This is a genomic window from Allobosea sp. BH3 (assembly GCF_025499465.1).
Taxonomy (GTDB): domain Bacteria; phylum Pseudomonadota; class Alphaproteobacteria; order Rhizobiales; family Beijerinckiaceae; genus Allobosea.
In genome coordinates, this window is sequence record NZ_JAIMCA010000002.1 from 110,524 (window position 1) to 121,836 (window position 11,313).

Genomic DNA, 11,313 nt, shown 5'->3' on the forward strand with positions numbered 1-11,313 from the left:
TCTGGCCGATGCGACGGCCCGCGTCAGTGGACGCTGACCATCTTGAGGTCGTGTTCCCAGGCGTTGGCCGTCGCGGCCTCGCGCGTATCGGTCACGAGAATCGGCGCGCCATCGGCCGAAAGCAGCGTGAAGAGGCGCAAGCCGGACTCGATCTTCGGGGCCTGCGGGAAGATCCGCATCAGCTCGTCCGAAGTCATCGACTTGACGTAGGCGACCTCGCCCGTGCCGAGCGCGGCGAATTCCGCAGGCGTCAGCGGGTTGGTCTGAATAAGGCTTCTGTCTTGTTTCATCGCGCCCTCCTTCAGAGCAGTGCGAGTGTGATCTGGATGCCAGGCTTCAATCGTCGTTTCCTAAAGCAAAGCACCTGCGCATCCTTCGAAATCCATCCTCTAGTCGCGGCTCACGATATCGATACGCCGGACCAGCCGTTCCGGTTCCGGCCTGACGAGGTCGATGGCTAACAAACCATTCGACAGGTCTGCACCGAGAACCTGCATGCCCTCCGCCAACAAGAAGCTGCGCTGGAACTGCCGCGCGGCGATTCCGCGATGCAGGAACTGCCGGCTCTTGTCCTCGCTCTGGCGGCCGCGGATCGTGAGCTGGTTCTCCTCCAGCGTGATCTCGAGCTGCTCGCGCGAGAAACCCGCGACGGCCAGGGTGATCCTGAGCCGGTCGGGCTCGTCCTCCGTCCGGGGCAGCCGCTCGATATTGTAGGGCGGATAACCCTCGCTCGCCCCTTTTACGACGCGATCGAGCGCACGCTCGATATCGTCGAAGCCGAGGAGGAACGGGTGGGACAGGCTAGGCGCACGCGTCATATTCCAGGCCCCCGAAAGGCGCCCCAGGATCATCGGGACCCGCCGCTGGCAGCATCCCGCGGGCGAAAGGCGAACCCTTCCGCTTGCTCAAGATATGGCGAAGCCGGCGCAGCGCTTCAAGGGGATCGGACGGAGCGGGTTAACGAACGCTTCAGGGGGTCGTATAGTTAAGCAGGCGTTCGTATCGTCAAGGATGGTACAGCCACCCCGGCTTGAACGGGGGACCTCTAGATCCACAATCTAGCGCTCTAACCAACTGAGCTATGGCTGCCCGTACCTGGGCTTTGCGACCGGCCGCCACGGCGGGGTCACCAGCGGCGCGGAACCTAGTGCCGCCTTTCCGCTTTTGCAACCGCGTAATTCAATTCCGGCTCAGGAAATTCGGCGCGCCCGCAAGCGCGCCGAACGGCGGCCTTTCAGTCCTTGCGCAACGCCGCATTGGCGACGCGGGCGAGTTCCTTCAAATGCTCCGCATAGGATTCATAGCTGCGACGCACGGCCTTCGCCTGCAGGGTGATCGCCTCGGAGGCGCTGGTGGTGCGGGCGAGCGTCTCGGCTTCTCCCAAAGTCGCCTTCAGCTCGGCACAGGCATGATCGAGCATGTGAGACTGCAGAGCGCCGAAGGCGCGCGCCATGGTCAGGGCCTGGCTCATCATCGTCGCGGTCGCGACGGTCGCGGCCTCGGGCGGGCGCGGCAGCGGCAGCGCGCCGAGCGAAACCGGAGCAGGCGCCGGCCTGGAGGTGGGCGCAGGTCGGGGCATCGGCACCTCGGCCTTGGCCGAGGGAGCAACCGGCTCGGCAGGTTTGACCGGCGCCGCCACGACCGGCTTCGGCTCGGGAGCCTTAGGCGGAATCGGCGCTGAAGCGACCAGCTTGGGTGCCTCGACCTTGGGCGGAGCGGCCTTCGATTCAGCGGGCTTCACCGGAGCCTTTGGCGCAACAACCTTTGCGACGGGCTTCGCGATGCGGACCTTGCTGGATGGGGACTTCTTCGCAACCTTGGCGACGAGCGCCTTGCCAACGGGCGCGGTTTTCTCGGCGGCAGCAGATTTGGCCGCAGCGGCGGGAGCGGGCGTCGCCGGGGCGGAAACCGCGGCTGCCGGAACGGCGGCCTTGGCCGCCGCCGGTTGAGCCGGTGCCGACGCGATCGCGGGCGCAGGCGCAGGCGCCGCAGTCGTTGCAGCAGGTGCTTCTTCAGCCGGCGTGGACAACGCCCTCACCGGAGACAGGCTGACCGGAACCTTGGACTTGGTCCTGGTCGGAGCAGGCTTGACCATGGCAGCTCTCCTTCAGCGGCAAACAGAGAATGCAGCGGCAAACAGCGGAGGCCGGACATGAGGCGCCCGGCCGCTAGAGCACGCGCCGATCAGATGGCGCAGCAATCCGATCGGACCACGCGTTCTCCATCAATCGTTGAGAGGCGGATTCACCGACCAGGTCGTTCCAACCTGATCGGATCCGGCTCTAATGCGACAACGGCGCCTCGCGGCGCCGTCGGATAGCGTGTTGTCAGCGGCCCTTGGTCGCCTTGCTGACGGTCTCGGCGGCCTTGGCCGCAACATCCTGGGCCGCGGAGCCGAGATCCTTGAGCTGGTCCTGGAAGGCCGCCACCTGCGATTTCAGGAAATCGGACTGGTGCTGCATCACCTCGCCCAGATCCTTCGACTTCACCAGCTTCTGGGCGAAATCGAAGGCGGCCGCGACGTTGCTCTCGGCGTAGGCGATGGCCTTCATCGTCGCGTCTTGCGTGCTGACGCGGGCGCTCTCGGCCGAGCCATGCGCGCTATCCACGGCTTTCTGGGCAGCGCCGATGAAGCCGTCGAAAGCCTTGCGGGCCTGCTCGACGCTGCGTTCGGCGAATTCACGCATCTCGGTCGGAACTTCGTAGGGCAGCTTGCCGTCCATGGTGGCCTCCTGTGATCGCGTATCCGAACCCTGCCATCATTGTGCAGTGCAATATCACTGATGTGTCGCAGTGACAATCACGTGAACCTGCTGAGCGGATGTTAACGCTGTTTCGATGTGAAGCGGGAGAACGAAGTTAGCTTCCTTGGATTCGTCGCCGTTTGAGGACTATTAAGTCTTTGTTAGCTATAATGGCGCGGATTCGAACGAGCAGGCGAGAATGGTCGAGGCCGGACAAGACTGGGCGCTGACGGGCGCGGTGGCGACTGAGGACGCCGCCCTGACCGCCTTTGCGTCCGGCGGCGCGCTCCTGCTTTGGGACGCTGCGGCCGGCCGCCCCGGTTTCGCCAATGCCGCGGGCCGAGCACTTCTCGGCGCAGATGCGGCGCAAGTCCATTTGCCGGCGCAAGCCCGGCAGCGGCTCGATGCACTGGCCGGGGGCCTGGCGTCAACCAGCGGCATCCGCATGGAGCGGCTGCGCCTGACCACCGGCTTCGCGGCCCTGCCCGTCACCTGCGGGTGCAAGCTGCTGACGCTGCCGGAGGGCGGGACGGTTCTCGCCATCGCCATTCCCGCGACAGAGCTGCGGCGTCTGGGGATCGTTGTCCCGCGGGCCGCCGACGCCGCCGCGCCTGTGGCCGAGGTACCCAAGGCAGCCGCCTCCGCTCCCAAGCCGGCGACGGTGCGCTTCCTCTGGCAGAGCGACCGCGAAGGCCGGCTGACCTCGGTGTCCGAAAACATTGCCCTGCTCGCCGGTTCCGCGGCCGGGCTCGTCGGTCGGCGCTGGCACGATCTTGTCGGCTCCGCGATCCTGGATCGCGACGGCGGGCTGAGCGAGCGCTTCGCCGCGGGCGCGACCTGGAGCGGCCATGCCCTGCTCTGGCGCACCGATGCGCCGGGGGAAGGCGCCAGGGTCGAGCTTTCGGGCATGCCCGTGCTCGATGCCCAGCGCGCGCTCGCCGGCTTCCGCGGCTTCGGCCTGGCGCGCCTCGACGAGCGCGAGCCCTTCCCGGTGACGGAGGCTGCCGCTGCAGAGCCGGAAGCCGCGACCGGAAGCGCGGATGAATATGCCGAGATCGCACCCGCAGCGCTTGCGGAAGACGTCTCAGATGCCCCTGCCCTCGCCCTGCAGGCGGAGGAGCGGGAGATGCCGCCGACTGCCGGTGAGGCCGAGGTCGTCGCACAGGACGAGCCGACACCTTCAGGCAAGTCCCCGGCGGCGGGCGATCCAGCCTCGCCCGAACAGAGCCGGCGCGACGCCCCCGCAGCCGAGAAGCCCCGGCAGCCGAGCGAGACGGAAGCCAGGCCGGCCGCGAATGACCGCAACAACATCGTGCCGCTGCGTAGCGAGACCGGCCGGCTGACCATGCTGCGGCCGGTCCTCGAGCCATCAAAGCCGCCGCTGAGCTCGGACGAGCGCAACGCCTTCCGCGAGATCGCCAAGGCGCTCGGCGCGCGGCTCGCCGGCGACGATGAGGACGCCACGGGCTCGGCCTCGCCGACGGCCGCCCCGCCGCAGGTCAAGACCGGCGAGGATGAGACCACCCTTGCGACGAAGCCGGGAGTGGAACCCGAATCCGCCGCCGCGCGGCAGCGCAATTCGCATGCAGACGTGCTCGACAAGCTGCCCGTCGCCGTGCTGGTCAACCGGGGCGACGAGGCGCTCTACGCCAACCGCACCCTGCTCGACCTGCTGGATTATGCCGACCTCGCCGACCTCAAGGCCGGCGGCCATGTCAGCCGCCTGATCAAGGAGGCGTCGCGCGCCGGCGGCGGCGCCATGACGCTGATCGATCGGCTCGGCCATCTGGTCAGTGTCGATGCCGTGCTCTCCGGTGTGAACTGGCAGGACGAGCCGGCGACACTGATGGCCTTCCGCCACCCCGAAGCCGGCGGCGGCGAGGTGCCGGTACTGACGCCCGAAGAGGCCGAGGAACGGGCTCTCGAAGCCGAGTTCGAAGCCGAGGAGGCCGAAAGTGCGGCCCGCGTCGAGTCGCTCAGGCTCGATGCCGACATGCGCGACGCCCGCATCGCCGAACTCACCGCCATGCTCGACACCGCGACGGACGGCGTCGTCACCGTCGACGATCGCGGCCGCATCCTCTCCCTCAACAAGGCGGCCGAGGCGCTGTTCGGCTACGATCAGCGGGAGGTGACCGGCGAATTGTTCACGCTGCTCTTCGCCAGCGAGAGCCATGCCCCGGCCCTGGACTATCTCGAAGGACTCAAGGGTGGCGGCGTCGCCTCGGTGCTGAACGACGGCCGCGAGGTCATCGGCCGCGTGCGCCAGGGCGGCCGCATCCCGCTCTTCATGACCATGGGCCAGATCGCGCATGGCGCCGAGCCCCGCTTCTGCGCGGTGCTGCGCGACATCACGGCCTGGAAGAAGACCGAGGGCGAGCTCGTCGACGCGCGCAAGGCGGCCGAGATGGCGAGCGCCCAGAAGTCGGACGTGCTCGCCAAGATCAGCCATGAGATCCGCACGCCGCTCAATGCGATCATCGGCTTCGCCGAGGTGATGGCGGAGGAGCGCTTCGGGCCGATCAGCAACGAACGCTACAAGGAATACCTGCGCGACATCCACCAGTCGGGCGGCTATGTCATCAGCCTGGTCAACGACCTGCTGGACCTCGCCAAGATCGAGGCCGGCAAGCTCGAGCTCGACTTCGCCAGCGTCAACCTGAACGAGATCGCGCTCTCCACCGTCTCGCTGCTGCAGTCCGAGGCGCAGCGCGGCCGCGTGGTGCTGCGCTCCGGCCTTTCGCCCAAGCTGCCGCCCGTGGTCGCCGACGAGCGCTCGATCCGCCAGATCGCGATCAACCTGCTCTCCAACGCCGTGAAGTTCACCGATGCCGGCGGGCAGGTCATCATCTCGACGGCGCTGGGCGACCAGGGCGAGGCCATCCTGCGCGTGCGGGACACCGGCATCGGCATGGACGACGACGAACTCAAGCTCGCCCTCGAACCGTTCCGGCAGGTGCCGACGACGCGCCGTTCCGGTGGCACGGGGCTGGGCCTGCCGCTGACAAAGGCGCTCGTCGAGGCCAACCGTGCCGCGATGTCGATCACCAGCGTCAAGAAGGAAGGCACGCTCGTCGAGATCACCTTCCCGCCCCAGCGCGTTCTGGCGAGCTGACGCCGCCGGCACCCGCTGCGCTCTCCATCTCCCTACGGCCTGATCCCTGCGACCTCCTGCCGCAGCCTGTTGTGCTGCTGCGCAGCGCTGTTCCGCGGACTGACGCAGCGTGATATGGGCCGCGACGAAATGTTGCCTCGTTGCTCCCGCAACCGCTGCCCTTCGAGGATCGGATCATCATTTTTCGCGTCGGACGCGCCCGGGATATCTCGCTGAACCAGCTCTTCCTGGTGGCCATTAGCCTGATCCTGGCCTGCACCCTCGTCCTCGGCATCAGCCTTGTCGGCCAGTACCATCGCGCCCTGCGGGAGAGCGACCAGGATCTTGTGCGGCTCCATTCGTTCCGGGAGGTGCTGGCCGCCGCCAACCGCGTCTCCGCCGAGCGCGGCCCGACCAACGTCGCCTTGGGGCGCGACAGCGTCGCGAACGACCCCATTCTGGAGCGCCTCGCCAGCTATCGGCAGGCCAGCGACGAAGCCATCGCGCGCGTCGCGCCGGGGCCTTTGCTGGCTGCCGAGACCAAGCGACTGCGCGAGCGCCTCGCGCAATCACGCGGCGCGGTCGACGTGCTGCTGGCGCAGCCCCTCGCCGAGCGCGGCCAGGACAAGGTCGAGCAGGCCATCTTCGCGATGTTCAAGGCCTATGACGCGACGCAACCCGTTATCGGCACCGCGATGACGGAGCTTCTGGCGTCCGACGCGGAGTTGATCGGCCTCGCTCTCATCGCGCAGATGGTCGCGGAGCTGCGCGATTATGCCGGGCGCCTCGGCTCCTATGTCGTCATCGCCATTACTCATGGCGGGCCGCTATCGGGAGCGAACAGGGCGGCCTTCGAACAGGCGCAGGGGCGGATCATGCAGATCCGGGACATGATCAGCCAACAGATGACCGCCAATGCGGCGGCTTCGGTGCGGGAGGCACACAGCGCCACGGAGCGGGCGTTCTTCACCGACGGGCTGCGCCTGATCGACGAGACCCATCAGCGCCAGGGCACTCCGGGGGCGGCAGACACGCCGGAGAGCTTCACAGATGCGATCGTGCCGAGCTTCGCGCCGATCGAAAAGCTGCGGGATACGTTCTTCGATGCCGCCCTCGCCCAGCTCGAGGATGTTCGCACCGAAGCCCGGACGGCACTCTTCTTCGCCTATGCCATCACAGCGGTGGTTCTCGGCCTCGTCCTGCTGCTGCTGCTGGCGAGCCGCAGCTTCCTCTTCGCGCCGCTGATGCGGGCCCGCGAGCGCGTCATCGACCTCGCCGAAGGGCGGCTTGCGCGGCCGATCGACAAGCGCGGACTGACGCGCGAGATGCTCCATCTCTTCCAGGCGCTCGCCGTCCTGAGGAGCCGACTGATCGAGCGCGAGCAGCTCGATGCCGAGCGCAATCGACTCACCGCTGCGCTCACGGTACAGGCCGATACCGACGGGCTGACAGGCGTTCTGAACCGCGGCGCGCTGGAGCGGGCGGTGAAGCGGCTCGCCGAAGCGCCGCAGCCGCCGGCGTGGATCGGCCTGATCATGCTCGACCTCGATTATTTTAAGGCCGTGAACGACCAGCACGGCCACGCCGCCGGAGACGCGGCGCTGCGGGTGACGGCTGCCCGCCTGCGCCACACCCTGCGCCAGGGCGACATCCTCGCGCGCTTCGGTGGCGAGGAGTTCGTCATCGTCGTGCCCGATGCGGGCGAAGCAAGGCTGCTCGAAATGGCCGAGCGGCTGCGGCGCGCCATTGGCGACACGCCGTTTCCGATCGACGACGGCAGCACGATCAAACTGAGCGCGAGCCTCGGCGTGGCGCGGGTGCCCGCTAACCCCGACGTCTGGCCGCAATTGCTGAAGGCGGCCGACGGCGCGCTCTACGAAGCCAAGCGCCAAGGGCGCAACCGCGTCGTCGTCCGCTCCGCCACGGGCTGAGGACAGCTCACTACAGAAGCGCGCCGCGCAGGATGACCGCGGCGATGCCGAAATAGATGACGAGGCCGGTCACGTCGACCAGCGTCGCCACCAGCGGAGCCGACGCACTTGCCGGGTCGAAACCTAGCCGCTTCAGCGCGAAGGGCAGCATCGAGCCCATCAGCGAGCCGAAGGTGACGATGCCGACCAGCGTCGCGCCGACCGTCGCCGCGATCAGCATCCAGTGCTGTCCGTAATCGTAGAGACCGGCCACCTGCCAGACCGCGATGCGCGCGACGCCGATCAGCCCGAGGATCGAGCCGAGAACAAGCCCGGAGGGCAGCTCACGCAGCACCACGCGCCACCAGTCCTTCAGCGTCAGCTCGCGCAGCGCCAGAGCCCGGATGATCAGCGAGGTCGCCTGAGAGCCGGAATTGCCGCCTGCGCTCATGATCAACGGGATGAACAGCGTCAGCACGAGCGCCTTCGCTAACTCGTGCTCGTAATGCTGCATCGCGGAAGCGGTCAGCATCTCGCCGAGCAGCAGGATCGAGAGCCAGCCCGCTCGCTTCTTGATCATCGCGAAGAAGCCGATTTCCTTGTAGGGCTCGTCGAGGGCCTCCATGCCGCCGAGCTTCTGCACGTCCTCGGTCGTCTCCTCGATCATGGCGTCGATGACGTCGTCGAAGGTGACGATGCCGATGATCCGCTCCTCTTCGTCCACGACGGGGACGGCGAGCAGATCGTATTTGGTGATCAGCCGGGCGACGTCCTCGCGATCGACCTCCGGCGTGACGGTGATCGGCTTGTGCGCCGGCACGACCGATTCGACCGGCGCCTCCGGATCGCCGCTGATGAGGCGCCGCAGCGATACTGCGCGGACGAGTTTGCGCGTCTCGGTATCGAGCACATAGATCGCATAGATGGTCTCGCGAGAGCGCTCGACGCGGCGGATATGCTCGAGCGTGCGCTGCACCGTCCAGTTCGAGGGCACGCTGACGAACTCGGTCGTCATGATCGAGCCGGCGCTGTGCTCGGGATAGGCGAGCAGCTTCTTCAGGTCGGATCGTGTTTGCCAGTCCAGGCGGCCGGCAAGGCGCTGGCGGGCCGGCTCGTCGAGTTCCTGGAAGACGTCGGCGGCGCGGTCGGCGGACATGCCCGACAAAAGCGCGCCGGCCCGCGCCTCGGGCAGCAGGGCCAGTGCCTCGGCCGCAGCGGTGAACTCGGACTGGTCGAGCACCTCGACGGCGCGCTCGAAGGGCAACTCCTCCAGGACATGGGCGATCGTGGCGCTGTCCTGGTCGTTCAGCGTCTCGACGATGTCGGCGACATGCTCCTGCGCCAGCGTGTGGGCCAGCGTCACGGCAAGCAGGTCCGTCTTTTCGGCGGTTTCATTCATGGCTCTTACTCTGCGATCGGGCCGTCATGGCCGGATCGCAGCGAGCCGGGGGACCCGGTTTACGCGCGCGAGACGGCGGCAGACGGCTTCGACTGTCGGCTGGGACTGTCGCTTGGCATCGGGTCGGGGGTTCCTGTGAGCAACCAGCCGCGCGGGCCGGAAGCAGGGAGGCCAATGCACCCGCATCGTGCCCGCGTCAAACGGTTTTTCGCGCTGCAGAACGGGCAGCATCATTAGGAGAATTGCTCTCCCTATGACCACGCGGCGTATCGCGGCCGTTGCGGGCATCTCGTCATTGCGGCGGTTGCCAAGAGCGAAGCGGGGCCTATTGTCGCGGCGACGGAATCGGCCTTGAACCGGCTCGCGTCGCGAACCGATCTCGATTCGCCCTCCTGATCTTTTCTGCGCAGGAACCCCGCCGATGCCCCTGACCATCTATGGCTGCTATCGCTCGCGCGCATCGCGCAACATCTGGCTCGCCAACGAACTCGGCCTGCCCTTCGTGCATGTGCCGGTGGTCCAGGCCTATCGTCTGCCGGACCCGAACGCGCCGGACGCGCCGCTGAACACCCGCAGCAGCGACTTCCTCACTATCAATCCCAACGGCCATATCCCCAGCATCGACGATGACGGCTTCAAGCTGCACGAGTCGCTGGCGATCAACCTCTACCTCGCGCGTAAGCATGGCGGGCCGCTCGCTCCCCAGAATGCGCAGGAGGAAGGGCTTGCCGTGATGTGGGCGCTCTGGGCCGCGACCGAATGCGAGACGCATGCACTGAACCTCCAGTACCATCTCGCCGCCTATCCGCCGGAGAAGCGCAAGCCGGAGTTGGTCGAGGCGGCCCTCGCCGCCCTGGCCGCACCTTTCGCGGTGCTCGACAAGACGCTCGCCGAGGGCAACGGCTATGTAATGGGCGGCCGTTTCACCGTCGCCGACATCAACGTCGCCGAGATCATCCGGTATGCGAAGCCGGCGACGCAGCTCTTCGACGCCAATCCCCATGTGAAAGCCTGGCTCGACGCCTGCCAGTCCCGGCAGGCCTTCAAGGCGATGTGGCAGGCGCGCGACGCCGAAGCCGCCTGACGGCAGGAAACGGGTGGAGGACAAGCCGGGGCGAGCTTATCGCCCCGGCTGTCTCTTTTTGCGCGGCGACTGTCTGAGCTTGCCCATGTCATCGACCTCGACGCCCCCCGCTTCGCCCACCCAGGCTCCGCCAGCGCCGCCGCAGGCCATGGACCTGAGCGACTGGCTGCTGCTCCTGCTGCTGTCCCTGCTCTGGGGCGCTTCCTTCTTCTTCGGCAAGATCGCGGTCTCCGCCTGGCCGCCGCTCGTCGTGGTGCTGGCGCGCGTCGCGATGGCTGCTGCGGCACTGCTTCTCGTCGTCCGGCTGTCGGGGCTCTCGATGCGGGTCGGCCGCGGCATGTGGCTGTCCTTCTTCGGCATGGGGCTGATCAACAACCTGATCCCCTTCGGGCTGATCTTCTGGGGCCAGACCGAGATCGCGAGCGGGCTCGCCTCGATCATCAACGCCACCACGCCGCTGTTCGGCGTCGTCGTCGCCCATCTCTTCGGGCAGAATGAGAAGGCGACCGGGCTCAAGCTCGCCGGCGTCGCGGCCGGTGTCGTCGGCGTCGCGGTGCTGATGGGGCCGGATGCGGTGCATGGCTTTGGCGGAGCGCTTCTGCCGCAGCTCGCCTGCCTCGCCGCCGCCCTCTCCTATGGGTTTGCCGCGCTCTACGGGCGCCGCTTCCGCGCCATGCCGCCGCTGGTCACCGCCGCCGGACAGGTCAGCGCCACGACGATCATGGCCGTGCCGCTCGTGCTGATCTTCCATCCGCCCTGGCTGCTGCCTGTGCCTGGCGCGACGGTCGGGCTGGCGCTAGTCGGCCTGGCGCTGCTCTCGACGGCGCTGGCCTATGTCATCTTCTTCCGGATCATGCGGCGGGCCGGCGGCACCAATGTCACGCTCGTGACCTTCCTCATCCCTGTCAGCGCCATCCTGCTCGGCTGGGCCTTCCTCGGGGAGGCACTCCTGCCGCGGCATCTGGCCGGCATGGCCGCCATCGCCATGGGGCTGGCCCTCATCGATGGGCGCATCGCCGGATTGGTGCGATTTAGGCGGGGTTGAGTTGAAAAACTTTATTGCCAAAAAATTATGAATGGCT

Annotated in this window: 9 protein-coding genes and 1 tRNA gene; 4 read left to right on the top strand and 6 right to left on the bottom strand. The window is 67.4% G+C overall.

What is annotated here, in order from left to right; genetic code table 11:
- Positions 1-23: 23 nt before the first annotated feature.
- The 5 genes from BoBH3_RS05535 to BoBH3_RS05555 all read right to left on the bottom strand — a co-directional run bounded on the left by BoBH3_RS05535 (position 24) and on the right by BoBH3_RS05555 (position 2,723).
- Positions 24-290 carry a BQ00720 family protein gene (locus tag BoBH3_RS05535; RefSeq protein WP_262329781.1) on the bottom strand — a complete coding sequence of 89 codons (267 nt, stop codon included), beginning with the start codon at positions 288-290 and terminating at the stop codon, positions 24-26.
- Positions 291-389: 99 nt separating this feature from the next.
- Positions 390-818 carry an Hsp20 family protein gene (locus BoBH3_RS05540; RefSeq protein WP_262329782.1) on the bottom strand — a complete coding sequence of 143 codons (429 nt, stop codon included), beginning with the start codon at positions 816-818 and terminating at the stop codon, positions 390-392.
- Positions 819-1,012: 194 nt separating this feature from the next.
- Positions 1,013-1,089: transfer RNA gene (locus BoBH3_RS05545), tRNA-His, on the bottom strand.
- A gap of 145 nt (positions 1,090-1,234) precedes the next feature.
- Positions 1,235-2,095 carry a hypothetical protein gene (locus BoBH3_RS05550; protein WP_262329783.1) on the bottom strand — a complete coding sequence of 287 codons (861 nt, stop codon included), beginning with the start codon at positions 2,093-2,095 and terminating at the stop codon, positions 1,235-1,237.
- A 232-nt stretch (positions 2,096-2,327) separates the two neighbouring features.
- Complete coding sequence (locus BoBH3_RS05555) at positions 2,328-2,723, bottom strand: phasin (protein WP_262329784.1); 396 nt, start codon at positions 2,721-2,723, stop codon at positions 2,328-2,330.
- A 220-nt stretch (positions 2,724-2,943) separates the two neighbouring features.
- Here BoBH3_RS05555 and BoBH3_RS05560 point away from each other — a divergent pair, with 220 nt between their 5' ends.
- Positions 2,944-5,859, top strand: coding sequence for a sensor histidine kinase (locus BoBH3_RS05560; RefSeq protein ID WP_262329785.1), 2,916 nt, complete (start codon positions 2,944-2,946; stop codon positions 5,857-5,859).
- Between the two features lie 140 nt (positions 5,860-5,999).
- Entirely contained in the window at positions 6,000-7,769 is a 1,770-nt protein-coding gene (locus BoBH3_RS05565; protein WP_262329786.1) for a GGDEF domain-containing protein, read from the top strand.
- A gap of 10 nt (positions 7,770-7,779) precedes the next feature.
- Here the strand turns inward: BoBH3_RS05565 and mgtE are convergent, their stop codons facing one another.
- Complete coding sequence (gene mgtE / locus BoBH3_RS05570) at positions 7,780-9,147, bottom strand: magnesium transporter (protein WP_262329787.1); 1,368 nt, start codon at positions 9,145-9,147, stop codon at positions 7,780-7,782.
- Positions 9,148-9,568: 421 nt separating this feature from the next.
- Between mgtE and BoBH3_RS05575 the strand changes: the two genes are divergently transcribed.
- Entirely contained in the window at positions 9,569-10,231 is a 663-nt protein-coding gene (locus BoBH3_RS05575) for a glutathione S-transferase family protein (protein ID WP_262329788.1), read from the top strand.
- Positions 10,232-10,379: 148 nt separating this feature from the next.
- The gene (locus BoBH3_RS05580) at positions 10,380-11,276 is read left to right on the top strand and encodes a DMT family transporter (RefSeq protein ID WP_262330431.1); all 897 of its coding nucleotides are present in this window, start codon (positions 10,380-10,382) and stop codon (positions 11,274-11,276) included.
- The last annotated feature ends 37 nt before the right edge of the window (positions 11,277-11,313 follow it).